The organism is Methylorubrum populi (genome assembly GCA_036946625.1).
GTDB classification, from domain to species: Bacteria; Pseudomonadota; Alphaproteobacteria; order Rhizobiales; family Beijerinckiaceae; genus Methylobacterium; species Methylobacterium populi_C.
This window is the reverse complement of the sequence record JAQIIU010000002.1, coordinates 454,180-480,074: the sequence shown is the minus strand read 5'-3', so window position 1 is coordinate 480,074 and position 25,895 is coordinate 454,180. Positions and strand designations below refer to the sequence as shown.

At 70.2% G+C, this 25,895-nt stretch carries 23 protein-coding genes, 1 tRNA gene and 3 pseudogenes; 17 read left to right on the top strand and 10 right to left on the bottom strand.

Annotation, left to right across the window (positions count from 1 at the left end; all coding sequences use genetic code 11):
• Positions 1-12: 12 nt before the first annotated feature.
• Together PGN25_03995 and PGN25_03990 are read left to right on the top strand one after the other, a co-directional pair.
• On the top strand, positions 13-519 hold the full coding sequence (locus PGN25_03995; GenBank protein MEH3116772.1) for a DUF6468 domain-containing protein: 507 nt from the start codon (positions 13-15) through the stop codon (positions 517-519).
• Entirely contained in the window at positions 516-1,316 is an 801-nt protein-coding gene (locus tag PGN25_03990) for a hypothetical protein (protein MEH3116771.1), read from the top strand. Before PGN25_03995 ends, PGN25_03990 begins: the two co-directional genes overlap by 4 nt.
• Before the next feature lie 93 nt (positions 1,317-1,409).
• Here the strand turns inward: PGN25_03990 and PGN25_03985 are convergent, their stop codons facing one another.
• Positions 1,410-1,904, bottom strand: coding sequence for a glutathione peroxidase (locus tag PGN25_03985; protein ID MEH3116770.1), 495 nt, complete (start codon positions 1,902-1,904; stop codon positions 1,410-1,412).
• Between the two features lie 189 nt (positions 1,905-2,093).
• Between PGN25_03985 and PGN25_03980 the strand changes: the two genes are divergently transcribed.
• Genes PGN25_03980 through PGN25_03970 form a run of 3 tightly spaced genes read left to right on the top strand, consistent with a single transcriptional unit; the run spans position 2,094 to position 4,684 of the window.
• Positions 2,094-2,822, top strand: coding sequence for an invasion associated locus B family protein (locus tag PGN25_03980; protein MEH3116769.1), 729 nt, complete (start codon positions 2,094-2,096; stop codon positions 2,820-2,822).
• Between the two features lie 50 nt (positions 2,823-2,872).
• On the top strand, positions 2,873-4,093 hold the full coding sequence (locus tag PGN25_03975; protein ID MEH3116768.1) for a lytic murein transglycosylase: 1,221 nt from the start codon (positions 2,873-2,875) through the stop codon (positions 4,091-4,093).
• A 6-nt stretch (positions 4,094-4,099) separates the two neighbouring features.
• Positions 4,100-4,684 carry an NAD(P)H-dependent oxidoreductase gene (locus PGN25_03970; protein MEH3116767.1) on the top strand — a complete coding sequence of 195 codons (585 nt, stop codon included), beginning with the start codon at positions 4,100-4,102 and terminating at the stop codon, positions 4,682-4,684.
• Between the two features lie 112 nt (positions 4,685-4,796).
• On the opposite strand, the gene PGN25_03965 is transcribed toward PGN25_03970, so the two are convergent.
• Together PGN25_03965 and PGN25_03960 are read right to left on the bottom strand one after the other, a co-directional pair.
• Positions 4,797-5,192 (bottom strand): GFA family protein, encoded by a 396-nt coding sequence (locus PGN25_03965; protein MEH3116766.1) that lies wholly within the window; start codon positions 5,190-5,192, stop codon positions 4,797-4,799.
• Positions 5,193-5,388: 196 nt separating this feature from the next.
• Positions 5,389-6,732 (bottom strand): dicarboxylate/amino acid:cation symporter, encoded by a 1,344-nt coding sequence (locus PGN25_03960; protein ID MEH3116765.1) that lies wholly within the window; start codon positions 6,730-6,732, stop codon positions 5,389-5,391.
• Positions 6,733-7,037: 305 nt separating this feature from the next.
• Between PGN25_03960 and PGN25_03955 the strand changes: the two genes are divergently transcribed.
• Positions 7,038-8,888 (top strand): ATP-binding protein, encoded by a 1,851-nt coding sequence (locus tag PGN25_03955; protein ID MEH3116764.1) that lies wholly within the window; start codon positions 7,038-7,040, stop codon positions 8,886-8,888.
• On the top strand, positions 8,885-10,261 hold the full coding sequence (locus tag PGN25_03950; GenBank protein MEH3116763.1) for a sigma-54 dependent transcriptional regulator: 1,377 nt from the start codon (positions 8,885-8,887) through the stop codon (positions 10,259-10,261). Before PGN25_03955 ends, PGN25_03950 begins: the two co-directional genes overlap by 4 nt.
• A 254-nt stretch (positions 10,262-10,515) precedes the next feature.
• Here PGN25_03950 and gatB read toward each other — a convergent pair whose 3' ends face one another.
• From gatB to PGN25_03925, 5 genes are all read right to left on the bottom strand, one after another.
• Positions 10,516-11,988, bottom strand: coding sequence for an Asp-tRNA(Asn)/Glu-tRNA(Gln) amidotransferase subunit GatB (gatB, locus tag PGN25_03945; GenBank protein MEH3116762.1), 1,473 nt, complete (start codon positions 11,986-11,988; stop codon positions 10,516-10,518).
• 73 nt (positions 11,989-12,061) lie between these two features.
• Positions 12,062-12,844: a class I SAM-dependent methyltransferase gene (locus PGN25_03940; GenBank protein MEH3116761.1), complete on the bottom strand. Its 783-nt coding sequence runs from the start codon at positions 12,842-12,844 to the stop codon at positions 12,062-12,064.
• Between the two features lie 233 nt (positions 12,845-13,077).
• Positions 13,078-13,965, bottom strand: a complete 888-nt coding sequence (locus PGN25_03935) for a cation diffusion facilitator family transporter (GenBank protein MEH3116760.1) — start codon at positions 13,963-13,965, stop codon at positions 13,078-13,080.
• Positions 13,966-14,034: 69 nt separating this feature from the next.
• A complete protein-coding gene (locus PGN25_03930) occupies positions 14,035-14,289 on the bottom strand; it encodes a hypothetical protein (GenBank protein MEH3116759.1) in 255 nt (84 codons plus the stop codon).
• A gap of 201 nt (positions 14,290-14,490) precedes the next feature.
• On the bottom strand, positions 14,491-14,736 hold the full coding sequence (locus PGN25_03925; GenBank protein MEH3116758.1) for a hypothetical protein: 246 nt from the start codon (positions 14,734-14,736) through the stop codon (positions 14,491-14,493).
• A 304-nt stretch (positions 14,737-15,040) separates the two neighbouring features.
• Between PGN25_03925 and queA the strand changes: the two genes are divergently transcribed.
• From queA to tgt, 3 genes are read left to right on the top strand one after another with little or no spacing between them, the layout of a single operon-like run.
• Complete coding sequence (gene queA / locus PGN25_03920) at positions 15,041-16,138, top strand: tRNA preQ1(34) S-adenosylmethionine ribosyltransferase-isomerase QueA (protein MEH3116757.1); 1,098 nt, start codon at positions 15,041-15,043, stop codon at positions 16,136-16,138.
• Positions 16,135-16,974, top strand: a complete 840-nt coding sequence (locus PGN25_03915) for a DUF4111 domain-containing protein (protein ID MEH3116756.1) — start codon at positions 16,135-16,137, stop codon at positions 16,972-16,974. The genes queA and PGN25_03915 overlap by 4 nt, the downstream gene beginning before the upstream one ends.
• Positions 16,971-18,122, top strand: a complete 1,152-nt coding sequence (gene tgt, locus PGN25_03910) for a tRNA guanosine(34) transglycosylase Tgt (protein MEH3116755.1) — start codon at positions 16,971-16,973, stop codon at positions 18,120-18,122. The genes PGN25_03915 and tgt overlap by 4 nt, the downstream gene beginning before the upstream one ends.
• Positions 18,123-18,135: 13 nt before the next feature.
• On the opposite strand, the gene PGN25_03905 is transcribed toward tgt, so the two are convergent.
• On the bottom strand, positions 18,136-18,390 hold the full coding sequence (locus tag PGN25_03905) for a hypothetical protein (protein MEH3116754.1): 255 nt from the start codon (positions 18,388-18,390) through the stop codon (positions 18,136-18,138).
• A gap of 477 nt (positions 18,391-18,867) precedes the next feature.
• The gene (locus tag PGN25_03900; protein ID MEH3116753.1) at positions 18,868-19,935 is read right to left on the bottom strand and encodes a hypothetical protein; all 1,068 of its coding nucleotides are present in this window, start codon (positions 19,933-19,935) and stop codon (positions 18,868-18,870) included.
• 132 nt (positions 19,936-20,067) lie between these two features.
• On the opposite strand from PGN25_03900, the gene PGN25_03895 reads away from it, so the two are divergent.
• The 7 genes and pseudogenes from PGN25_03895 to PGN25_03865 all read left to right on the top strand — a co-directional run bounded on the left by PGN25_03895 (position 20,068) and on the right by PGN25_03865 (position 25,821).
• Positions 20,068-20,143: transfer RNA gene (locus PGN25_03895), tRNA-Lys, on the top strand.
• A 123-nt stretch (positions 20,144-20,266) separates the two neighbouring features.
• Complete coding sequence (locus PGN25_03890; protein ID MEH3116752.1) at positions 20,267-21,289, top strand: IS110 family transposase; 1,023 nt, start codon at positions 20,267-20,269, stop codon at positions 21,287-21,289.
• 364 nt (positions 21,290-21,653) lie between these two features.
• A complete protein-coding gene (locus PGN25_03885) occupies positions 21,654-22,556 on the top strand; it encodes an SEC-C domain-containing protein (protein MEH3116751.1) in 903 nt (300 codons plus the stop codon).
• A gap of 136 nt (positions 22,557-22,692) precedes the next feature.
• Positions 22,693-23,455, top strand: a pseudogene (locus PGN25_03880) (IS5 family transposase).
• Positions 23,456-23,489: 34 nt separating this feature from the next.
• Positions 23,490-23,903: pseudogene (locus tag PGN25_03875) on the top strand (protein kinase).
• Between the two features lie 98 nt (positions 23,904-24,001).
• On the top strand, positions 24,002-25,540 hold the full coding sequence (locus tag PGN25_03870; protein MEH3116750.1) for a CHAD domain-containing protein: 1,539 nt from the start codon (positions 24,002-24,004) through the stop codon (positions 25,538-25,540).
• A gap of 134 nt (positions 25,541-25,674) precedes the next feature.
• A pseudogene (locus PGN25_03865) lies at positions 25,675-25,821 on the top strand (adenylate cyclase).
• The last annotated feature ends 74 nt before the right edge of the window (positions 25,822-25,895 follow it).

Here is a 25,895-nt window from a genome sequence, read left to right as displayed (position 1 = left end):
AGGGTGAACGCGATGACCTTCTTCGTCTCGATGGCCGCCGACGTTCTCGTCGCCGTGCTCCTGGTCGCCACCATCGCCTCCTCGGTGAAGCTGTCGCGGCGCATCAGCCGGCTCAAGGCGGACGAGGCGGCCCTGCGCTCGACCATCGGCGACCTCGTGGTGGCGAGCGCCACCGCCGAGCGCGCCATCGCCGGGCTTCGCGCCACCCTCGACGAGTGCGACCGGACGCTGGCCGAGCGCCTCGGCACCGCCGAGCGCTATGCCGCCGACCTCGCGGCCCACGTCCAGGCGGGCGAGAGCGTGCTGAGCCGGATCGCCTCCATCGTCGGCCAAGCGCGGGCCGCCGCCACGGCGCCCGCCCCCGCGCAGGCTCCTGCCGCCGCGCCGGCCGCTCGCCCGGGCGTCGTCGAGGTGCTTCCTCCCACCGGCGGCAACGGCGAGCGCGTCGGCGCGGCGCTCGCCGCCGCGCAGGCCCTGTCCGAACGCGCCCTCGACCGTCTCCGGGCCAGGGCCGCATGAGCCTGCCGACGCGCCGACTCGCACGCCTCGCGAGCCTTCCGGCGCGCCCCTTCCGGCTGCGCCTGATCGACGCCGTGACCCTGGCGGCGATCGGGCTTCTCGTGCTCAAGCTTACCGCGCTGATGGGAGGGGAGGCGCCGGTCGCCCCCGGCGCTCCGTTGCCCGACTTCGCCCGCGTCCTGGCGAAAGCCCGCACCAACTACGAGCCGACCGACCCGACCACGACCGGCTCCGTCTCGGCGCCCCCCAAGAAGGCCGAGCCCGCCCCGCCGCCGGTGTACCAGCCGCCGGTGCCGGAACCGGTCTCGGAGAGCGAGCGGGCGATCCTGGAAAAGCTCGCCGCCCGCCGCGATACCCTCAAGCAGCGCGGCGAGGAACTCGACCTGCGCGAGCAAATGCTCAAGGACGCCGAGCGCAAGCTCGAATCCGGCGTGGCCGGCCTGAAGGACGCCGAGGACAAGGCCGATCTCGGCAGCGCCCGGCGGATCGAGGCCGAGCGGGCCGGCCTGAAGACCATCGTCACCATGTACGAGACGATGAAGCCGAAGGACGCGGCCCGGGTGTTCGACCGGCTCAGCCTCGACACGCTGGTGCCGATCGTGATGGCGATGAACCCGCGCAAGATGGCCGAGGTGCTGGCGCTGATGGGCTCGGAGCCGGCCGAGAAGCTGACCGTGGCGCTCGCCAACCGTGCCCGCGGCCTCGACGCGCCGCAGGCCTCCGCGGCGGCTCCGGGCCTGCCCCCCGGGGAGTTGCCGGCGATCGATCCGGGGCCGGCGGCGCGGGCGGGGCGGTAGAGTTATGCCAAGCTGCAGGGAAGCCGACCGATGGTCGGCTTCCCTGCGTCCCGCGGGCGACCGGCGTTGCGTCGGGATCAGCGCCGGCTGGTCCTACCCGCCCGGCGCCGCCAGCGCCCGCTCGATCGCGCCTTCCAGCGCCGCGGGCTTGGTCGAGGGCGAGAACCGGGCGATCACCCTTCCGTCCCGGCCGATCAGGAACTTGGTGAAGTTCCACTTGATCCCCTGCGTGCCGAGCAGGCCGGGCTTCGCCCGCTTCAGATCGACGTAGAGCGGGTCGGCGCCCGGGCCGTTGACCTCGACCTTGGCGAGGACCGGGAAGGTCACGTCGTAGGTCAGCGAGCAGAACCGCTCGATCGCATCGGCATCGCCCGGCTCCTGGGCACCGAACTGGTTGCAGGGCAGCCCGAGCACCGCGAGGCCCTGTCCGCGATGGCGCCGCCACAGCGTCTCCAAGCCCTGGTATTGCGGCGTGAACCCGCATTTGGAGGCGGTGTTGACCACGAGAAGCACCTTGCCGCGATACTGCGACAGCGGATGCGGTGCGCCGCGCGCGTCGCGCGGGGCGTGATCGTAGATGTCGCTCATGCTCGGTCCCGGTGCCCCCGATTGCCTAGAAATCCCGCATATACACGGGCAGTGAACCCGGAGAGTGGTGGAACGATTCCAGGCTTGACCGGAAACCCGGCCGTTGCGGTGTAGTGCGGCTTTCGCGCGATTGCATCCATCGGCGAGCGGGGCTAGGCGCCCCCGACGACACCTCGCAGGAGCCCGACCATGCCGCCTCTGTCCCGCAGGATCGCGCCCGCCGCGGCGCTTCTGCTTGCCGGATCGATGGCCCTGGCATGGCCGGGCGCCGCCTTCGCACAGGACGCGGGACAGGAGGCCGCGCCCGAGGCGGCCCCCGCGGAACCGGCCGCCAAGCCGAAGCCGCGCCCGCGCAAGCCGGCGCCCAAGAAGGAGGAAGCGAAAAAGGACGAGGCCAAGGAGACGGCCAGCCCCGCCACGGGCGGACCGGTGCTCGAACCCGCGGCCGCCGCCTCCGGGCCGGCGCAGTGGCCGGCCGGCGCCACCTCCGTCAGCGAGAGCTACGGCGACTGGACCATGAACTGCAACCGCGCCGAGGCGCGCACCGATTGCGTCATCACCCAGTCGCAGGGGGACCGGCGCACCGGCAAGCGCCTGTTCAGCGTCGAGTTGCGCCCGCCCCGGGACGGGAAGAGCGAGGGCTTGATCCTGATGCCGTTCGGCCTTCAGATCGAGCCGGGCGTGAGCTTCAGGCTCGACGACCGGCAACTCGGCAAGGGGGCGCCGTTCTCGTTCTGCGTGAGCGACGGCTGCCTCGTGCCGATCAGCCTGCCGACGCTCGCCACCGATACGATGAAGACCGCGACCAGCCTGACGATCTCGGCGACCAAGCCGGACGCCAAGGAGCCCACGGTCATCACCGTCCCGCTCTCCGGCTTCGCGGCGGCCTTCGCGCGGGCGAGCGCCTTCGGCGGCTGAGCCGGGCTTCCGGCCTCGCGATCGGCCGGAGAGATGATAAGGCTCACACCATGCGGCCGTCAGCCCAATCGTTTCTTCTCGTCCTCTTCGCTCTTGGCAGCCCGGCTCGGGCCGATCCGCCGCCGCCGGACTTCGAGCGCTGCCTCGGCGAGCTGAAGGCCCTGGCGCAGGAGCGCGGCGTGCCCCGGCCTGTGGCCGAGGCGGCCCTGTCGGGGATCGCGCCCGACCCGTCGGTGGTGCCGGCGACCCGGTCCCAGGCCGAGTTCGTCAAGCCGGTCTGGCAGTACATCGAGGCGAGCGTGACGCCCGAGCGGATCGCGGCAGGCCAGGCCAAGCTCGCCGAATGGTCCGAGGTGCTGGGGCGGATCGAGGCGGCCTACGGCGTCGACCGGCACGTGCTGGTCGGCTTCTGGGGCGTCGAATCGAATTACGGCGCCGCCCTCGACGGTCCCGGCATCCGCCCTGTGGTCCCGGCGCTGGCGACGCTGGCCTGCGGCGACAGCGGCCGTCCGGGCCTGTGGCGCGACGAGCTCGTCGCGGCCCTGACGATCCTCGGCGCCGGCGATGCCGATGGGGCGCGCATGACCGGCTCCTGGGCCGGCGCCATGGGCCACACCCAGTTCATGCCGAGCGCCTACCTGCGCCACGCCGTCGATTTCGACGGCGACGGCAAGCGCGACATCTGGCGTTCGGTGCCCGACGCCCTCGCCTCGACCGCGAATTTTCTGAAAGATTCCGGCTGGCGAGCGAACGAGGGCTGGGGCGTGGAAGTGCTCCTGCCCGAAGGCTTCGACCTCCGTCTCGCCGACGAGACCACCGAGCGGCCGTTCTCGGAGTGGCGCAGGCTCGGGCTCGAGCCGGCGGCCGGCGCCTTTCCCGAGGGCGCGGAGCGGCGTGCCGCGCTGCTGCTGCCGGCCGGCGCCAAGGGGCCGGCCTTCCTGCTGGAGCCGAACTTCCGGGTGATCCTGCGCTACAACACGGCGCTCGCCTACGCGCTCACCGTGGCGCATCTCTCCGACCGGCTGCGCGGCGCGCCCGGCTTCGCCCGGGACTGGCCGCGGGGGGACCGCATGCTCACGACCGAGGAGCGCACCGACCTCCAGTCGCGGCTGTCCGCCCTCGGCTACGCGGTCGGCGGCGCGGACGGCAAGATCGGGCCCAAAACCCGCACCGCGATCCGCGCCTTCCAGGCGGCGACCGGCCTCGTGCCCGACGGCTACGCCGCAGCCGCGCTGCTCGACCGGGTGCGGGCGGCCGAGCCGGGCCGGTAGCGCCCGATGCGCGTCCTGCTGGTCCATTGCCATCCGCGCCCCGACAGCTTCAGCGCGGCCCTGCGCGCGGCGGCGGTCTCGGCGCTGGAGGCAGCAGGCCACGGAGTCGAGATCCTCGACCTCTACGGCCAGGATTTCGACCCGCGGCTGAGCGCGCGGGAGCGCGGCGCCTATTACGACGAGGCGGCGGACCGGCCCGATCTCGCCGGCCACATCGCCGCCCTGCGGCGGGCCGAGGCGCTGGTCTTCGTCTACCCGACATGGTGGTTCGGGCCGCCGGCGATGCTGAAGGGCTGGTTCGACCGGGTCTGGCTGCCGGGCGTCGCCTTCGCGCTCGGTGGCGCGAAGGTGCTGCAACCGCGCCTCGCGAACATCCGCAGGATCGCGGTGGTGACGACCTACGGTTCGCCGCGCTGGCTGCTCTGGCTCGTCGGCTGGCCCGACTGGCGCCTGTTCCGCTTCGGCATCCGCCCGCTCTGCGGCCCGCGCTGCCGGCTCGAATGGATCGCGCTCACCGGCATGGACAGCGCAACCGACCGGACGCGCGAGCGCTTCCTGGCACGCCTGCGCCGAAGGCTGTCGGCGTTCTGAGCGGCGTCATACGACATCCGATGGATCCCTTCGGGATGGCGGATGTCGGCTTCGCTCAAGCGCCGCGCGGGCTTGCCGATACGGTTGCCGCTTTCATCAAGCGGAAACCGTATCAGACCGGCGGGAACCGCTCGAAGCTCGGCAGGCGGTGCGCCTCCTCCACCCAGGCGATGCGCTCGGCGACCTGGATATGCGCCTGCGGCGGCAGCGCCTCCGGCGTGTCGAGGGTGGCCGTCTGCACGTCGATCATCCCCGGCAGGGTCTGCTCGTTGACGTAGAACAGGCCGGTGCCGCAGCGGGCGCAGAAGTGGCGCCGGCCGTGCTCGGACGAGGCGTAGACCGCGGCCTCGCCGGAGATCGTCACGCGCTCGGCCGGCACCATCGCCCAGCCGACCATCGGCGCGCCGGCATGGCGGCGGCAATCCGAGCAGTGGCAGATCGCGCTGTGGGCCACCTCCGACGGCATCTCGTAGCGGATCGCCCCGCAATGGCAGCGCCCCTTGAGCATCGGCTTCCCCCGTCAGAATCGGTCTCGCGAGGCGGCGAGGTTAAGCGCCGCGTCGCGCCCCGCAAAGCGAGAAACCGCGGCAGCCGAGCTCGACTGCCGCGGCTCCCATACCGGCCGGGGTCGCAGGACGGTGCGCCCCCGGCCGGATCGCTGTGTCCCGCGGAAAACGCCCGAGCGGGCATTGCCGCGGGCTGCCTCACTCCGCCGCCTGGAGGACGGGGGCGGGCGTCTCGGCGACCGTCGTCTTGCCGCCGAGCGTCGCGTGGAGCTTGGCCTCGTCGACCTCGCCTTCCCAGCGGGCCACCACGATGCAGGCCACGGCGTTGCCGATGAAGTTGGTGAGCGCGCGGCACTCCGACATGAAGCGGTCGATGCCGAGGATCAGCGCCATGCCGACGACCGGCACCGAGGGAACCACCGCCAGCGTCGCCGCCAGGGTGATGAAGCCCGAACCCGTGACGCCCGCCGCCCCCTTCGAGGAGAGCATGGCGACCAGCAGCAGCAGAACCTGCTCGCCGAAGGTGATCGGGGTGTCGGTGGCCTGCGCGATGAAGAGCGCCGCCATCGTCATGTAGATGTTGGTGCCGTCGAGGTTGAACGAATAGCCGGTGGGGACGACGAGGCCGACCACGGGGCGCGAGCAGCCGGCCTTCTCCATCTTCTCGATGAGCGAGGGCAGGGCCGACTCGGAGGACGAGGTGCCGAGCACGAGCATCAGCTCTTCCTTGATGTAGCGGATGAGCCGGACGATCGAGAAGCCGTTGTAGCGGGCGACCGCACCGAGCACGCCGAGCACGAAGATCGCCGAGGTCAGGTAGAAGGCGCCGACGAGATAGGCGAGGTTGGCGAGCGAGGAGATGCCGTACTTGCCGATGGTGAAGGCCATCGCGCCGAAGGCGCCGAGGGGAGCGACCTTCATGATGATGTTGACGACGCCGAAGATCGCCTCGGACATCACCTTGATGATGTCGAGCACCGGCTTGCCGCGCTCGCCGAGGAAGGCGAGGCCGAAGCCGAACAGCACCGAGAAGAACAGAACCTGAAGGATCTCACCGCCCGCGAAGGCGCCGACGGCCGTCGTCGGGATGATGTTCATCAGGAAGTCGGCGACGTTCTGCTCCTTGGCCTTGCCGGCATAGGTCGCGACCGCCTTCGGATCGAGCGAGTTCGGGTCGATGTGCAGGCCGTGACCGGGCTGGAGCACGTTGGCGACGATGAGGCCGACGACCAGCGCCAGCGTCGAGAAGGTGAGGAAGTAGGCGAGCGCCTTGCCGCCGACGCGGCCGACCTTCTCCAGGTTCGTCATGCCGGCGATGCCGGAGACGACGGTGAGGAAGATCACCGGGGCGATGATCATCTTGACGAGCTTGATGAAGGCGTCCCCGAGCGGCTTCATGTCGGCGCCGAGCTTCGGGTAGAAGTGCCCGAGGGTGATGCCGATGGCGACGGCGACCAGCACCTGGAAGTAGAGCGTGCGATAGAAGGGCTTGGGTGCGGGCGGCGCGTGGGGCGCGGTCAGCGGGGACGGCACGGCGGCCATGGGCGTCTCTCCCTGTCGGAGCGTGAAGGATCGGTCGGATCTTCCGTCCGCCCCTGGGGAGGGCCGGGCGACGTCCGCTCTTGCTTTTGGCCTTGCGGCACACAGCTCTGCGGTTGGATCATGGCTGCGTTTCGCCATGAGAATGGCAACCGGCATGCCAGCCGGAACAGGCGTGAAACTTTTTGTTAAATCCCTGAAATGAATGATATTTCACCATTCTTTCGCGAGCGGCCTCCGGGGACCGTTGCGATGATCTGCACGCACGGCCCCGATCCGTTCCGGAATTCCGCACCGGGCGGCCGAGGGTGATCGTGACGCCCGCCCTGTCCTCCAAGCGTTACCGGCGCGCCTTCGTCGTGCTCGCGGGGCTCGCCGCGCTGGTGCTGTCCGGCTGGCTCGGTGGGCGGGTGGCGGAGCGCTGGGCGCTCGTCGACCTGCGGCGCACGGCGACGTCCGCACGCGGGCTCCAGGTCGCGGCCCTGCGTGCGGAGATGCAGACGCAGAGTTCGCTGCCGCTGGCGCTCGCCGCCGATCCCGAGATCGCCCGCGTCGTGGAACCCGCGCCGGAGCCCGGCTTGGTCGAAGGCGTGAACGGACGGCTCGCCCAGATCGCCGAGGCGACGGGCGCGGCGGTGATCTACGTCATCGGCGCCGACGGGGTGACGGTCGCCGCGAGCAATGCCGGGACGGAGAAGAGCTTCGTCGGCCGCGACTACGGCTTCCGGCCCTATTTCAGGCAGGCGATGGCCGCGGGGTCCGGCTCGCAATTCGCCCTCGGCACGGTGAGCGGCCGGCCGGGCTTCTACCTCGCCCGCCAACTGCCCCGCGCGGCCGGCGTGGTCGTCGTGAAGATCGAGTTCGACGCGATCGAGGCGGCATGGCGCGCGGGCCGCGAGAGCGTGTTCGTCACGGATTCCCGGGGCATCGTCCTGGTGGCGAGCGAGCCGGGCTGGCGCTTCAAGGCCCTGCGCGGCATCGACGAGGCCGAGCGGCGGCGCATCCGCGAGGCGCTCGAATTCGGCGAGGCGCCGCTCTCGCTGCTGCCGATCCATTCCGCGGATGACGAGGCCGACCTCGTGCGGGTCGGCGGTCGCGCCAAGCCCGCTTGGCTCGCGCTGATGCTGGATGCGCCGATTCCCGGCACGGACTGGCGGCTGCACACCCTCACGCCGGTCGCCGCCGCCGTGCAGCGCGAGCGGGCGCAGGGGCGGGTCATCGCCCTGTTGGCGACGGGGCTCGCCTGGGGCGGCCTCGCCACGCTGATCGGCCGGCGCCGCCGGATGCGGTCCCGCCTCGCCGAAGCCGCGGCGCGGCGCGAGGAATTGGAGGCGCGGGTGGCCGAGCGCACGAGCGCGCTGAGCGAGGCCAACCGGAAGCTCCTCGCCGAGATCGAGGAGCGCCGCCGTGCCGAGGCCGAGCGCGAGCGCCTCGGCCGCGAGCTGGCCCAGGCCGGGCGGCTGGCCGCGCTCGGGCAGTTCGCCGCCAGCATGGCCCACGAGATCAACCAGCCGCTCGCCGCGATCCGGTCTTATGCCGACAACACCGCCATCCTCGTGCGCCGCGGGCGGATCGAGGACGCGGCGGAGAACGTCTCGGCCATCGGCCGGCTGACCGAGCGCATCGGCACGCTGACGCGCCAGCTCAAGGGCTTCGCCCGCCGGGCCTCGGGCCGGCGCGAACCGGTGCGGCTCGCCGACATCGTTCGCGGCAGCCTGGAGGTGGTCGGCGCCCGCGCCGCGCAGTCCGGCATCGCCCTGGAGACGCCGGATCTCCCGGCCGACCTCGCGGTGCTCGGCGACGGGGCGCGGCTCGAACAGGTCGTCGTCAACCTGCTCCAGAACGCCCTCGACGCCGTCTCCGGCCGGCCCGCCCCATCCGTCGCCCTGCGGGTCGAGGAGGCCGGCGAACGGATCGCGGTCGAGGTCGCCGACAACGGACCGGGCATTCCGGAGGCGGTGCGGGCGCAGGTGTTCGACCCGTTCTTCACCACGAAATCCGAGGGCCTCGGGCTCGGTCTGGCGATCTCCCGCGGCATCGTCGAGGAATGCGGCGGGACGCTGAACCTGCGCTCCGGCCCGGACGGCACCAGCTTCCGGGTCGAGCTGGTGCGGGCGGACGTGCGGGAAGGACGCGAGGGACATTTGGAGGCGACATGAGCAGCGAGCCGAGCCCCGTTTCTTGCCCCGTTCCCTGCCCGGCGGACGAGCGGGTCGTCTTCATCGACGACGAGGAGGACGTGCGGCGGGCCAACCGCCAGAGCCTCGAACTCGACGGTTTCCGGGTCGAGACCTTCGAGGCGGCGGAAACCGCGCTGGCGGCGATCCGGGCCGAGCCGCCGGGCGTGGTCGTCACCGACGTGCGCCTGCCCGGCCTCGACGGTCGCGCCCTGTTCGAGCGCATCCGCGCCGCCGACCCGGACCTGCCGGTGATCCTGATCACCGGGCACGGCGACATCTCGATGGCGGTCGCGGCGATGCGGTCGGGCGCCTACGACTTCCTCGCCAAGCCCTATCCGGCCGACGCGCTGATGGGCTCGGTGCGCCGAGCCCTCGACCATCGCCGCCTCGTGGTCGAGAACCGCCGCCTCAACGCCCGGCTCGATGCGGCGGTCGAGGAAGATCCGGCCTTTCTCGGCATCTCGCCGCAGATCGTGCGCCTGCGCCGCCTCGTGCGCGACGTGGCCTCGGCGGACGTCGACGTGCTGGTTCTCGGCGAGACCGGCTCCGGCAAGGAGGTGGTGGCCAACGCCCTTCACCGCTGGAGCCGGCGTGCCGCGAAGAACTTCGTCGCGATGAATTGCGGCGCGCTGCCCGACAGCGTGGTCGAGAGCGAGCTGTTCGGCCACGAGGCCGGCGCCTTCACCGGGGCGCTCAAGCGCCGGGTCGGGCGCATCGAGCACGCGCAAGGGGGCACGCTGTTCCTCGACGAGATCGAGAGCATGCCGCTGGCGCTGCAGGTGAAGCTGCTGCGGGTGCTGCAGGAGCGGGTGGTGGAGCCGCTCGGCACCAACGAGCGGCGCCCGGTCGACATGCGGGTGGTCTCGGCCACCAAGGTCGATCTCGGCCAGGAGGCTGCCGCCGGCACGTTTCGCGACGACCTCTACCACCGGCTCAACGTCGTCACCGTCGCGATCCCGCCCTTGCGGGAGCGGCGCGAGGACATTTTGCTGCTGTTCCAGCACTTCCTCGCCCGGGCCGCCGCCCGGTTCGGGCGCGCGGCGCCCCCGGTGACGGGGGCGGTGCGCGACCATCTCCTGCGCCATTCCTGGCCGGGCAACGTGCGCGAACTCGACCATTTCGCCGAGCGCTGCGCGCTGGGCCTCGCCGGCCAGGCCGTACCGGAGGCGGCGCCGACGGCGGCGCTCAGCCTGTCCGAGCAGGTCGAGCGGTTCGAGCGCGGCCTGATCCGCGAGGAGCTGATCATGGCCGGCGGCGACGTGCGGCTCGCCGCCGAATCCTTGAGCGTGCCGCGCAAGACCCTCTACGACAAGATCGCCCGCTACGGCCTCGCCCCGACCGACTTTCGGTGACACCGCCAACCACCACGCCCACGGAAGAAGCCGGCACGCGGCGCGCCGGGGATGCGGGAACGACCGGCGGGACGCCCCCTCATACCGTTTCCGCTTATTCCGCTTGATCGCTTCGGGTTTCGCCCCACGCCGTCATCGCGCGCGGCCGCGAGGCGATCCAGGGCGCGACAGGTCCGGAAAGGGCGCGCCCCGGATGGCCACGGCTTCGCCTCGCAAGGACGCAGGACAGGCCGAACGCATCGACCGGAGCCGTATCACGCGATGCCGAGCTTGTCCTTCAGGAGGGCGTTGACGGCGGCCGGATTGGCCTTGCCGCCGGTCGCCTTCATGGTCTGGCCGACGAACCAGCCGAGCAGCGTCGGCTTGGCCTTGGCCTGCTCGACCTTGTCCGGGTTGGCGGCGATGATCGCGTCCACCGCCGCCTCGATGGCGCCGGTATCGGTGACCTGCTTCATGCCGCGCGCCTCGACGATCTCGCGCGGATCGCCGCCCTCCGCCCAGACGATCTCGAACAGGTCCTTGGCGATCTTGCCGGAGATCACGCCCTCGCCGATCAGGTCGATGATCTTGCCGAGCCGCTCGGCGGAGACCGGCGTGTCCTCGATGGTCCGGCCTTCCTTGTTGAGCCGCCCGAACAGCTCGTTGATGACCCAGTTCGCCGCGGCCTTGCCGTCGCGCCCGCGCGCGACCGCCTCGAAGTAGTCGGCCGACGACCGCTCGGCCACGAGCACGCCGGCATCGTAAGCGCTGAGACCGAAATCCTTGATGAAGCGCGCCTTCTTGGCGTCCGGCAGCTCGGGCAGGCCGGCGGCGAGCGCATCCACGAAGGCCTGGTCGAACTCGAGCGGCAGCAGGTCGGGATCGGGGAAGTAGCGGTAGTCGTGCGCCTCCTCCTTCGAGCGCATCGAGCGGGTCTCGCCCTTGCCCGGATCGAACAGGCGGGTCTCCTGATCGATCCTGCCGCCGTCCTCCAGGATCGCGATCTGGCGGCGCGCCTCGACCTCGATCGCCTGCCCGATGAAGCGGATCGAGTTGACGTTCTTGATCTCGCAGCGGGTGCCGAAGGGCTCGCCGGGCCTGCGGACGGACACGTTCACGTCGGCGCGGAGATTCCCCTTCTCCATGTCGCCGTCGCAGGTGCCGAGATAGCGCAGGATCGTGCGCAGCTTCGTCACGTAGGCCTTGGCTTCCTCCGACGAGCGCAGGTCGGGCCGCGAGACGATCTCCATCAGCGCCACGCCCGAGCGGTTGAGATCGACGAAGCTCCTGGTCGGATCCTGATCGTGCAGCGACTTGCCGGCATCCTGTTCGAGATGCAGGCGCTCGATGCCGACGGTGATCGACTCGCCCTCGGGCAGATCGACCAGCACCTCGCCCTCACCGACGATCGGATCCTTGTATTGCGAGATCTGGTAGCCCTGCGGCAGGTCCGGGTAGAAATAGTTCTTCCGGTCGAACACCGAGCGATGGTTGATCCTCGCCTTCAGCCCGAGGCCGGTGCGCACCGCCTGGGCGACGCATTCCTCGTTGATGACGGGCAGCATGCCGGGCATGGCCGCATCGACCAGCGAGACGTGGTCGTTGGGCTCGCCGCCGAAGGCGGTCGAGGCGCCGGAGAACAGCTTGGAGCGGCTGGTGACCTGGGCGTGGATCTCCATGCCGATCACGACCTCCCAGTCGTGCAGGCCGCCCTTGATGAGCTTCTTCGGATCGACGCGCTCGGTCATGCTCTTCGACTTCGGTGCCGGCACCGCCGGATCGGCGCCTTTCGAGGTGTGTAGGGAGCGGGTGCGGGACGGGTCAAGCGGATGGAGCGCCTCCGGGGCGTTGCGCGGCCAGCGTCACGGCGGGCCCGTTCACGAAGTCCGGGGCGTCGGCGATGATCGTCGTCTCGGTCAGCCCGTGATGGGCGAGCACCCGGATCAGGTCCGGCAGCTCCATCCAGCGGGTCTGTCCCTGGTTGCCGCCCCAGAAGGTGGCGAGCCCGCGGTCGCGATAGGTCAGTTCGTGCAGGGTGAGGCGCAGGCCCTCGTGCTCGACCGGGCGCGGCACGTGCCGGCGCAGGCGTTCTTGCGGGGCGTAGTAATGCGTCCAGAGGAACAGCCGATCGGAGCGGGCGGCAGCGAGCCGGATCAGTTCGAGCGGGTCGAACATGTGGTAGAGGATGCCGCAGGCGAAGATCAGGTCGTAGCGCGGCCCCGGCACGGCGAGGTGCCGGCTGACGTCGCCGAGCAGGAAGGTCGAGCGGGCGAGCCCGGCGATGTTCTTGACGATCAGCGACTTGAGGAAGGCCTCCGAGTTCGACTCGACCGCCGTGACGCTGTTGGCGCCGAGAGCCTCCAACTGGCAGGTATGGGCGCCTTCGAGCGGCCCGAGTTCGAGAATGTCGTAGCCGTCGAAACGTCCACCGCGACCGAGGACTTCCGCCGCCTGACGCGGGCGCGGATCGGCGCGGAAGCCCGGCAGGCCGCCGCCGACCGGAAGGTCGGGGACGAGTTCGCTGAGGTCGCTCGCCCAGCGCCCCTCGAACAGGTCATAGGCGTTGCGGTGGCTCGGCGTGGTGGTGAGGAAGACCCGCTTCATGGAGCCCCTATAGCCGCCTCGCGGGCCACCGTCATGGCGCAGCGGCGTCGATCCTGCCGGCACCGTCGCGCTGCTGGATTGCTTCGCCTGACGGCTCGCAATGACGGTGTGAGGCTGCTTCTTCCGTCATTGCGAGGCGGAGCCGAAGCAATCCAGGGCGCCGCTTTCTCCGGTGAGGTCGCGCCCGTTCGCTTCGCCCCCCTCGCGATGACCTACGGATGGACCGACGGGCTTCAGATCACCGGCACGCCGCGCCCCTTGGCCTGATCGCCCGGCTCGACGTGGATCACCACCACCGCGCCGTCGATCTGCGACTCGATCGCTTCCTCCAGCCGGTCGCAGATCGCGTGGGACTCGGCGACGGTCATCTCGCCCGGCACGACGAGGTGGAAATCGATGAAGGTGGCGCTGCCGGCGTGGCGGGTGCGCACGTCGTGCGCCTCCAGCGCCCCCTCGCCGTGACTTGAGATCAGCGCGCGGATGCGGGCGATCATGTCGGGCGAGGCGGCCTGATCCATCAGGCCGTTGACGGAATCGCGCACCATCGTCCAGCCCGACCACAGGATGTTGAGGGCGACGAGGCCGGCCACGATCGGATCGAGCACCAGCGAGCCGGTGGCGAGTACGAGCCCGACCCCGACGAGCACGCCGACCGAGGTCACCACGTCGGCCAAGATGTGGCGGGCATCGGCCAGCAGCGCGGGGGAACGCAGTTTCCTGCCGCGCCGGAACAGCATCGTCGCCCAGCCCGCGTTGATCACCGTGGCGAGCCCGTTGATCGCGAGGCCGCTCAGCGGCGCGTCGAGCGGCCTCGGGTCGAGGATGCCGAAATAGGCCTCGCGCAGGATCAGCAGGGCGGCCACGATGACCAGCGCCCCCTCGATCACCGCGGAGAAGTACTCGGCCTTGTGGTGGCCGTAGGGGTGGTCCTCGTCGGCCGGCTGCGCGGCGACCCGCACGGCCAGGAAGGCGCAGGCCGCGGCCACCACGTTGATGATGCTCTCCAGCGCATCGGAGTAGAGCGCGAGGCTGCCGGTGAGCCAGTAGGCGGCGAACTTGAGCGCGGTCACGAACGCGCCCACGGCGGCGCTCGCGAGGGCGGCTTTCTCGGTACCAGTCATGCGGCATCGCGGCGCGGGAGGGGCCCCCGCCCTTACGGACCCCCACCCCGGAAGGCCACGGCAAAGGTTTTAGCCCGGGCTATCGCCCTCCGGTTCGGCGGCGGCCGGGGCGGTCGCGGGAAGGCGCCCGCGGGCCACTTCCCTGGCCCGCGCCCGCTCGGCCTGGGCGCGGGCGCGCTGCGCCCGGCGGGCATAGCCGCGCGCGACCCAGCCGAACATCGCGCGAGCCGCGAGGCCGTCGAAGCGGGCGGCCTCGCGCTCCCAATAGCGCACGAGCTGCGCGTCGAGCGTCTCGTGCGGCGGTCGTCGGCCGGTTTCGATCATCGCGACGGGATCCTTGAGGCCAGCGGTCGACGAGTCATACGATATCCGGTTGATGACTTCGGCCTCTCCTGCGTCATCGCGAGGCGAAGCCGTGGCGATCCAGGGCGCGCCCTTTCCGGACCTGTCGCGCCCTGGATCGCTTCGCGGCCGCTCGCGAGGACGGAGGGGGGCGAAACCCGAAGCGGTCAATCGGAAACGGTATCACGCCTTCGCGGGGGGCGCGTCGGTCTCCTCGACCAGCAGCGCGCCCGCATCGCCCCGGAAGCTGCCGGGCCCGACATCGCCGGTCGGATGGCCCGGCGTGCCGAAGGGTTCGCTCGGATAGGCCTCCTCGAATCGGCGGCGGGCGTCGTCCGCATCCTCGGCCTTGAGGGTGATCCGCGGCGTCTCGGGCAGGGGCCAGCGCGGATCGGCGGGGTCGCGCGGGCTCAGGGCGTACCATTTCATCGCGGGCGTGTTCCTCCGTCGAAACGTGGGGACAACGCGCGAGAGGGGGCCTCGGCTGCACGGCTCTGAAGGCGGCGAGGGAGGTGTCCGCCGCGTCCCGGTCGCAGGCTCCGCCCGCGAAGCCGCGATAGCCGTCGGGCCGCGCGAGGTGCAGGTGGCCGGGCTCCGCGAGGCAGGCCGAGCGGCCCGGCACCGACGATCGGCACCTTTTCCATCGCCGCCTCCCGGCGTCAGGTTGCGCAGGGCCGCCTCCAGGATCAATCCGCCATTTGCGTCGCGCGCCCATCCGTGCTGATGGCGCGGCATGCGCGTGGACCTGTTCGATTTCGAGTTGCCGGAGGCCGCGATCGCGCTGCGGCCGGCGAGCCCCCGCGACGCGAGCCGCCTGCTCGTGGTGCGCCCCGGCGAGTCACCGGCGGATCGCGGCGTGCGCGACCTGCCGGCATTGCTCGCGCCCGGCGACGCCCTCGTCTTCAACGACACCCGGGTGATCCCGGCGCGCCTCTCCGGCCTCCGCCATCGCCCCGGCGGCACCGGCCTGCGCTGCGAAGCGATGCTGCACCTGCGCGAGGCGCCCGATCGCTGGCGCGCCTTCGCCCGCCCGGCCAAGCGCCTCGCCCCCGGCGACCGCATCCGCTTCGGCGAGGGTGGGAGCCAAAGGGCCGGCGAGATCTGCGCCATGGCCGGGCTCGACGCCACGGTGGAGGAGAAGGGGGAGGCGGGCGAGATCCTGCTCCGCTTCGACCTCTCGGGGCCCGCGCTCGACGAGGCCATCGCCGGCCTCGGCGCGCTGCCGCTGCCCCCCTACATCGCGGGAAAGCGCGCCACCGACGCGCGGGACGCGAGCGACTACCAGACCGTCTACGCCCGCGAGCCCGGCGCGGTGGCCGCGCCGACCGCCGGGCTGCACTTCTCGGACGCGCTGCTCGCGGGAATCGACGCGGCGGGGATCGAGCGGGTCCACCTCACCCTGCATGTCGGCGCCGGCACCTTCCTGCCGGTGAAGGCGGAGGACACGGATGCGCACCGGATGCATGCGGAGATCGGCCTCCTCGACGCGGCGACCGCCGTGCGGCTCGCCGCGGTGCGGGCGCGGGGAAACCGGATCGTCGCGGTCGGCACCACGGCCCTGCGCCTCCTGGAGAGCGCGGCGGCGCCCGACGGCACGATCCGGCCGTTCTCGGGGGCCACCGACATCTTCATCACCCCGGGCTACCGCTTCCGCGCGGTGGATGCCCTGGTGACGAACTTCCACCTGCCGCGCTCGACCCTGTTCATGCTGGTCTCGGCCTTTTCCGGCCTCGACACCATGCGCGCGGCCTACGCCCACGCGATCGCCTCGGGCTACCGCTTCTACTCCTACGGCGATGCGAGCCTGCTGTTTCCGGAGCGCCCCGCGTGAGCCGGCGCCCGCCGCTCAGGGTCGACGTGGCCCGCACCGTCGACCGCTTCCTCGGCCTGATGCGCAGCGAGGGGGCGCCGGCGCTGCGCGGGCTCTACCTCGTCGGCTCGGTGGCGCTCGGCGACTTCCGGCCGGGCCGCAGCGACATCGACTTCGTCGCCCTGCTCGACGCGGCGCCGAGCGAGGAGGCGACGCAAACCCTCGCCCGCGTCCACGCCGCCCTGGCCCGGGCCGGCGGGCCGCATTTCGACGGCCTGTATCTCCCGATCGATGCCCTCCGGCAGCCGCCGGAGCCCGGGGCGAACCTACCCTTCAGCGTGGATGGGCAGTTGCGCATCGGCGAGCCCTGCCGCGAGGCGAACCCGGCGGTGTGGCGCTGCCTCGCCCGCTCCAGCCGCCCGATCCTCGGCGCCACGCCGGCTGCACTGAACATCGCCGACGACGACGCGCGGCTGCGCGCCTACGGCCTCGCCGACCTCGAAGAGGTCTGGCGCCCCTGGATCGCGCGATGCGAGGCGGCGCTCGCCCGCAAGGCTCCGGACGAGCGCTGCGACGCGGCGGCCCTCGAACGGGGCGTGCTGGGGATCGCCCGCATCCTCTGCACCCTCGCCACGGGCCGGATCGTCTCGAAGACCGAGGGCGGACGCCGCGCGACGGCCCTGCTGCCGCAGGCGCACCACGCGGCGGTGGAGGACGCGCTCGCGGCCCGCTTCGGCGACGTGGAGCCGGTGCCGCAGGCGACGATGCGGGCCGGCCTCGACGCGATGCGTTTCCTGATCGACGCCGCTCCGGGCTATCAGACCGGCCCGGAGCCTCCCACATCTCCGGACCGATGACCGAACCGCTCGAACCTCCCGCCGACTTCCGCTTCACGGTCTCCGCGACCGACGGTTCTGCCCGCACCGGTCACATCGCGACACCGCGTGGAAGAATCCGCACGCCGGCCTTCATGCCGGTGGGGACGGCGGCGACGGTGAAGGCGATGTATCCCGAGCAGGTGCGGGCGCTCGGCGCCGACGTGGTGCTCGGCAACACCTACCACCTGATGCTGCGCCCCGGCCCCGAGCGGATGGCCCGGCTCGGCGGCCTCCACCGCTTCATGCGCTGGGACGGGCCGATCCTCACCGATTCCGGCGGCTTCCAGGTGATGTCGCTCTCCGCGCTCAGGAAGATCGACGAGGAAGGCGTCACCTTCCGCTCGCATATCGACGGCACCGCCCACCGGATGAGCCCGGAACGCTCCATCGAGATCCAGGGCCTGCTCGGCTCCGACATCCAGATGCAGCTCGACGAGTGCGTGCGCCTGCCGGCCGACCGCGCCACGATCGAGAAGGCGATGCACCTGTCGCTGCGCTGGGCCGAGCGCTGCCGCGTCGCCTTCGGCGACCAGCCGGGCAAGGCGATGTTCGGCATCGTCCAGGGCGGCGACGTGCCGGACCTGCGCGTCGAGAGCGCACGGGCGCTGACCGATCTCGACCTGAAGGGCTACGCCATCGGCGGGCTCGCGGTCGGCGAGCCGCAGGCGGTGATGCTCGCGATGATCGAGACCGTCGAGCCGCACCTGCCGCGGGCCAGGCCGCGCTACCTCATGGGCGTCGGCACCCCCGACGACCTGATGCAGTCGGTGATGCGCGGCGTCGACATGTTCGATTGCGTGATGCCGACGCGCGCCGGCCGCCACGGGCTGGCCTATACGCGGCACGGCCGGATCAACCTGCGCAACGCCCGCCACGCCGAGGACACGCGCCCCCTCGACGCGGCCTCGGACTGCCCGGCGGCGCGGGACTATGCCCGCGCCTATCTCCACCATCTCGTCCGCTCGGACGAGATCCTGGGGATGATGCTGCTGACCTGGAACAACCTCGCCTACTACCAGTCCCTGATGGCCGGCATGCGCGCGGCGATCGGGGCCGGGCGGCTCGCCGACTTCGTGGCCGAGACCAAGGAGGGCTGGGCGCGGGCGGAGACCGGCGAGCGGGCCTGACGGCCCGTCGACCTCAGCGGAGATCGGCGCGCTTCTGCGCCTTGTTGTAGCTGGTGATGGCCGCCTGACAGCCCGGCGAGAGCTTGGCCCGGTTCTGCTTGAAGCAGGCACGCACCTCGGCGCTGTCGGGGGCGAACTCGCCGCAATAGCTGAGGTAATCACCGGTGCAGTGCTGCCGCAGGGCATCGCGGTCCGCCGGCACAGCCGCCGGGCCGGCGAGCGCCGCGCTCGTGGTGATCATCAGGGCGAGGGCTGTGCGTGCGATCATGACACTTTGACCCGACTTCGATACCACGCTCCCGGTCCGCCGCGACGCCGGTCGGTCGCACGGGGACGGGAGCCCGAAGGCCCGGACTCGCCGGACCGCGGCGGTGTAGAGCCTGCCGATCGGGCGAGAGTGCGGCCGGGGCGTGGCGGGCCAAGCCATTAAACCGCCTCATAAAACGCCCGATTGCCGAACGTTTTCCCGGGTTTGCGCGTCGGAGCCGAAGCCGGCCTCGCGCCTCCTGACAACGACTGTCCCACCCTCCCCCTCATCCTGAGGGGGAGGGTGGGACATTTCCGGCCGAACGGACTCTCATACGACATCCGGTCGATGACTTCGGCTTCTCCTGCGTCCTTGCGAGGCGAAGCCGTGGCAAACCAGGGCGCGCCCTTTGCCGGACCTGTCGCGCCCTGGATCGCTTCGCGGCCGCTCGCGATGACGGAGGGGGGCGAAACCCGAAGCGATCGATCGGAAACGGCCTCACGGGGCGTGCACCAGCACCCGAAAGACGCCGCCGGGATCGTCCTGCCCGCTCGCCTGCGCCGCCTTCAGCCCGGCCACGATCCGCCCCGCGACCGGCAGGCGGTAGTGCAGAGGGTCCCAGTAATTCGCGTCCTGCGTCGTGATGGGGGAGGGGATGCGGAAATCGACCACGGTCGCCCCGCGCGCCGCGCCGATCCGCGCCACCCGCCCCTTGCACGCGGCCTCGCGCTCCCCCGCCGGGGTGCCGGGCGCGCCCTGCTGCGAGACGTGGACGGGGGTGAAGAGCACGAGCTTGCGCGTCTCGGGCGGAGCCTGCGCCAGCAGCCCGTCGAGCCAGCCGAGCGCCGGCATCGGCGCGTCGGGCGGCGTCGGGCGGTAGCCCGGGTCGGCCTCGGCCGCGACCTGCAGCGCGTGGGCATCGCGGATATGCGCGGCGGCGCGCGCCGCATCGTATCGCGCCTCGGGCGGGGTGAACACGGCGTAGCCGTTCGCCGCAAGCCGCGCCGGCGTCAGGCCGAGCCGGGCCATGAGTCCCTCGAAGGCGGTGCCGAGACTACGCCAGTTCACCTGCCGCAGCACCCCCCACGGCATGCCCGGCGCGTAGAGCCACGCGGGGAAGGCGCGGAAGGTGAGGCGGCGCTCGTCCGCATCGGGCTCGCACCACGTCGGATCGAGGCCGAACAGCAGCACCTTCGGCCGGTTGTGGCGCAGATACAGCCGCGCCAGTTCGCTCTGCTCGTAGGGCGTGGCCGCATTCATCGACAGGTTGGCGAAGCGTCCGCCGAAGGCGCGGGCGAGATCGGCCGGGTCGAGCAGGCGCGCGGTCGAGGTGCCGAAGGCCGCTGCGTCGTAGGCCCCGCTGCGGGCGACCTGCGGGTACATGAAGCGCTGGTTGCCATCCATCAGCGGCGCCTGCCCCCGGCCCGGCCCGGCCCGCAGGCCGTAGGGGTCGAGGGCGGCGACGAAACCGATGCCGGCCACCCCCGCGAGGATCGCCACGCCCAGGAACAGCAGGGCGAAGCGCCGCCATTCCGGCGGCGAGCCCGCCGGGTTCGCTCTGATCATCGGACTTCGTGTCGACTCCGCGGTTCACGGCCTGCCGCGCCGTGTTGACCCTCCCGGCCCGAGCCCCTATTGCGGGCCCCACGCTCCGAGCGCAACCGGCCCGCCCCGCGGTGCTATGCGCGAACCGGATGCGAGCGCGTAGCTCAGTTGGTAGAGCAACGGACTTTTAATCTGTAGGTCCTGGGTTCGAGTCCCAGCGCGCTCACCACAAATTTCGCTCAGCTAGTCAGCAGCTCGGCGGGCTTTATCTGTGATGGGGTGGACGCCCCTCGACGGCATCGGTGTGCCAGGATGGTGGTGTTTGACAGCCACCACGAGAGGAGCGTCCACGATGGAAGTTAGCACGATCGGTCTGGATTTGGCCAAGAACGTCTATCAGGTGCATGGGGCGGATGCGTCCGGCGCCGTTGTGTTCCGTCGGCAGCTGCGGCGCGACAAGGTGCTTTCGTTCTTTGCCGGGTTGCCGCCCTGCACGGTTGCGATGGAAGCCTGCGGCGGTGCCCATCATTGGGCACGCGAGATCGCCCGGGTCGGTCATACGGTTCGCCTGATCCCGGCCGCTTATGTGAAGCCGTTCGTGAAGCGCCAGAAGAACGACGCGGCCGACGCCGAGGCGATCTGCGAGGCGGCGCAGCGGCCGACGATGCGGTTCGTGGCCGTGAAGGGCGCGGAGCAGCAGGCGAGCGCCGTGGTGTTCCGCGCGCGCGATCTTCTGGTTCGCCAGCGGACCCAGACGATCAACGCGCTGCGCGGCCACCTGGCCGAGTATGGGTATGTCGTCGCCCAGGGCCCCTCGCACGTCGCAAAGCTGATCGATCGCATCGAGGATCCCGCAAGCGACCTGCCCGAGGCCGCTCGAATGACCCTTGCCATCCTGGTCGACACCTTGCGCCTGCTCGAGGACAGGATCGCGCAGCTGGACGCGGAGATCGCGCGTCGAGCTCGCGAGGACGCGGATGTGCGCCGGCTGCGGACGATCCCCGGCGTCGGACCGATCACGGCGACGGCTCTGGTCGCTCTGGCGCCGAATGCCGGGGCGTTCGCGAAGGGGCGGGACTTCGCCGCTTGGCTCGGCCTGACACCGCTTCAGCGATCGACTGGAGGAAAGCAGAGGCTCGGCGCGACATCGAAGATGGGCGAGCGAACCTTGCGCCGCCTCCTGATCATCGGCGCCAGCGCCGTTGTGCGCCATGCCGCGCGACGCGGGGCTCCGGAAGGTTCGTGGCTCGGGGGCATGCTGGCCCGCAAGCCGCGCATGCTCGTGACCGTGGCTCTCGCCAACAAGATGGCCCGCATCGTCTGGGCCCTCATGGCGAGAGGCGGTCACTACAAGGCTCCGGTCGTGGCGGCGTAGCCGTCCGCGGCAGGAGGTCGTCGAGAACGTAGGACGGTCGAAGGAAGGTATGGCGCAACGGTCGACGAGACGGGATCGGACAGCCAGTTATTGGGCGAGCGCCTCGAGCGCGCATCTGTGTTTTGGCTCCGGTCCGCGAACTCCCATACGGGCCCGCGACGTTTGAACGGTCGCATCAGAGGCCGGACAGATGTCAGCACCCGACTACGCGCCGCAATGCCATCCCAAAATCCCTCTTGCGTTTGCCGGGGCGTCCACAGATGCCAAAACATGTTCCAACGGGCTTGCAACATATGTTATGATTTTACAACGGATTGCGAAGTGACATAAGCTGATCCGTGCAATACGGATGCAATGTCGCCACATGGCTCGCACGGTCAATAAATATAAACTTCCCAGAACTATACGGGAAGCCGTTAAAAGATCGGTACGACAAAGGGATGGGTTCGGCTGTGTCATCTGCGGGAAAGCAGTTTATGACTATGAACATTTCGATCCAGATTTTGCCGATACTCAGTCGCACGAGGTAGATAGGATAATATTACTCTGCATTGAGCACCATGGCCTCAAAAGTCGTGGCTTAATATCGAAAGAAACCATTACATCCCATCTGAAAAACCCGTACTGTAAAAGAACTGGTTTTTCATTCGGTGCATTTGATATTGGGACGATGCATCCCGAAATAGTCATGGGTGAGATGACGTGCACTGATGTTCGCTGTCTTATATCTATTGATGGAGATGAGATTTTTTCCATTGCTCCCCCACTCGGCAAGGGCCTGCCCTTTCGGATCAATGCTGAATTAAGAGGCGCAAGGGGCGAAATCGTACTGAAAATTATCAACAATGAATGGCGAAGCGAGACCAGCAACTGGGATGTTAATATTGAGGGACCAGTTATAACGATAAGAAATGCTCCTAGAAAAATTGATCTCGTCCTAAGAAGCGAACCTCCAAAAAGGATCGTGATAGAACGAATGGAAATGGTTCATAAATTTTATAGAATTTACTGCAAAGAGGGGGGATATTTAGAAATTGTTTCGCCGCATGGGAACATTTTTTCAGCGTATAAAACTTCATTTAGAGGGTTCGATACAGCCGTCGCTCTAAATGAAAACGGCATGGCAATCGGGCTTATGCCACCATTGATTTCAGCTTGGCCAAACGCTCAACAGCCTATTGTACCTGTGAAACCCAGCAGAAATTCAAGATGCGAGTGTGGCAGCGGCCTGCGCTTCAAACACTGCCATGGAAAAATCAACCTGTGACGGAATCTGTCATCGGCTGCGCTGCATGTCAAACTGTAACCAAAGGCGGCAAGATTCCATCCTAGGGTCTGCCGTTTCCTGAACAGATTGGGTTTTCTGGCGTTTTCTGGTTTTCGCGCGAGGACGAGGAGACGTGATGCTGTCGGACGCACAGTGGAGTGAGTTGGAGCCGTTGATCGAGGAGTGCTGGCCGAAGGCCAAGACGCCGGCCCAGGAGCTTCGACGCACGATCTCGGCGATCCTCTGGCGGCATCAGAACGGGGCCAAGTGGCGCGCCATCCCCGAGGAACTGGGTCCCTGGTGGCAGACCGCCCAGATCTTTATCCGCTGAGCGCGCGCCGGAGTGTGGGAGCGACTCGACCGCGTACAGGAGCGCGGCGTCGCGTTGGGCATGGTCTTCCTCGACGGCAGCAACGTGCGGGCTCACCAGAAGGCGGCGGGCGCCGCAAAAGGGGGGATCTGCGACCAAGCGAGACGCTCGTGAAGCGCTTGGCCGCTCACGTGGCGGCTATGGCACCAAGGCCTGCGTGATTGCCGACGGGCGCGGCCGTGCCGTCGCCTTCCGCATCGTGCCAGGCCAAGCTCACGAACTGCCCCACGCCGTCCCCTTGCTCGATCAACTCCCAGGCGTGCCGCTGTGGGTAGTCGGCAACCGCGGCTATTCCAGCCATAGCTTCCGCGACCACATCTGGGCCGCCGGTGCACGGCCAGCGATCCCGACCAAGCGCAACGAGGCGACGGTGGCTTGCTCAAGCTGGGTCCACGACAACCGCAACATCGTTGAGCGGCTGTGGGCGCGCCTCAAAGAATGGCGCGCCGTCGCGACTCGCTACGAGAAGACCGCTGTCAGCTTCGCCGGTGTTCTCTGCCTCGCTGCCTCAATCGACTGGATCAAGTGACAACAGAGCCTGAAACCCGCAGAGAGCGCATGGTGCACCGGATCTCAGCCTGACGCTCGACGCGGCCCTGCGCATCGCGACCGGCGTGGCGCGGGCGGCGGCGCATCTGCACGGGCGCGGCCTGCTCCACGGCGACCTCTACGCTCACAACACGCTGTGGGATGGAGCCGCGGGCGCGGCGGTGCTCGGCGATTTCGGCGCCGCCGGCCGGCTGCCGCCGGGCGCGGCCGGCGCGGGATGGGGCCGGATCGAGACGCGGGCCTGGGGCATCCTGCTCGGGGAGCTGCTCGACCGCGCGACGGCCGTGCCCGCCGCGCTGCGCGATCTGGAACGGGCCTGCCGGCAACCGGATGTGCGGGCGATGGCGGAGGTGGCGGAGGCCCTGTCCCCGTCGCCATCCGCGCCGTTATCCCCCAAGATGTCGCCGGTTCGTCACGCGCTTGCGTGATCCATGGCCGTCCGGCCGCGTTGTGCCTGTCCCGGACGATGCGGTCGGAGGCCGGCTCGGGCTCCACCGCAGCCCTCACGAGGAGTAGGACCGAAGGAATGAGCGACCCGCGCGAGATCGAGCTGAAGCTGGAATGCGAGCCGTCCGACCTCGCCGCCCTGCAGGATCACCCGCTCCTGCGGGCGGCCGCCGTGCAGGGCGAGGCGCAGCTCGCCTCGGTCTATTTCGACACGCCGGACCGGCAGTTGCTCGAAGCGCGGCTCGGTCTGCGGGTGCGCGAGAGCGGCGGACGTTTCGTCCAGACCCTGAAGGCCGACGGCGACGGCCTGTTCGACCGGCCGGAATGGGAGAGGCCGGTCGAGGGGCCGGAGCCCGACCGGGCGGTGCTCGCCGACACGCCCTTCGCCCGCCGCATCGATGCGGACGCGGCGCTGGAGCCGCTGTTCACCACCCGTATCACCCGCAGGACCTATCTGATCGAGCAGGGCAGTTCGCGCATCGAGGTCGCCCTCGATACCGGCCGGATCGAGGCGCCTGCCGACGGCGACCGAAGCCTGCCGATCTGCGAGGTCGAGCTCGAACTGAAGCAGGGCACGGCGAGCGATCTGTTCGCGCTGGCCCATGCCGTCGCCGCCCTCGTGCCGGTGCGGCTCGGGGTGCGCAGCAAGGCCGAGCGCGGCTACGCGCTGGCGGCGGGCGAAACCGACCGGGTGCGCAAGGCGGAAGCGGTGCCCCTGCGCGAGGACATGAGCGCGGCGGACTCCTTCCGCGCCGTCGCCCATGCCTGCCTGCGCCACATGCGGCTGAACGAGGACATCCTGCTCCGGGGCCGCGACGCCGATGCCCTGCACCAGATGCGCGTCGCGATCCGCCGCCTGCGCTCGGCCTTCTCCCTGTTCGGCGACCTCGTGGACGATCCGCTCGGCGCGCGGATCCGGCAGGAGTTGAAGGAGGTGACCGAGCCGCTGGGCCGCGCACGCAACCTCGACGTCTTCCTCGCCACCGTCCTGCCGGCCGAGCGCGCGCGCCACCCCGACGAGACCGGCCTGCTCGGCCTGGAACGGCAGCTCGAAGAGGAGCGGCTGAGCGCCTATCGCGACGTCTCGGCGCTGATCGGCTCGGATGCGTGGCGGATGCTGCTGCTCGACCTCGTCGGCTGGATCAACGCCGGCCCCTGGCTGCGGGACGATGGTCCCGGCCGGGCGTCGCTGCGGGACGAGCCGGCCCGCGTCTTCGCCGCCCGCGAACTCGACCGGCGGCGGCGGCAGGTGAAGAAGCGCGGCCGCCACCTCGACGACCTCGACCCGGAGGAGCGCCACCGGGTCCGCATCGCCGCCAAGAAGCTACGCTACGGCGCCGAGTTCTTCGCCGCGCTCTATCCCGGCAAGAAGGCGGGCAAGCGCCACAGCGCCTTCGGCAAGGCCCTCTCCAACCTCCAGGACGAGCTCGGCGCGCTCAACGACATCGCCACCGGCCACGAGATCGTACGCGATCTGGCCGATGCCCCCGCCGGCGCCGCAACCCTGTTCGCCGCCGGCATGACCGCGGCCGACATCGAGGCGCGCAGCCGCAAGCTTCTGGAGGCGGCGGCCGGGGCGCACGAGGATCTGGTCGACACCAAGCCGTTCTGGCGCTGAGCCCGCCGCGATCGTCCCGCGATGGGCAGGCCGTGCCTGCGCGGAACGCGTTACGACGCGGCCGGGCCCTGCCGTAAGGCGGCGGCCGAAGGGCGTGGGAACGATCCCACCGCCATGTCTACCGCCCATGTCTTTTGCCGTGCGAGATCGAGCGGAAGTTCCTGGTGGGCGATGAGGGCTGGAGAGCGGGCGTCGTCAGTCGGCGCCGGCTCACCGACGGTCTGATCGGGCGGTTCGAAACCGGCAACAAGGTGCGCGTCCGGCTCGACGAGGACGGTGCATGACTCTGGTATCCGATCGGGCCGTTCGTTCCTGACGTCATGGCCGGACGCGTCGCCTGCCAGCACGGTCGCGA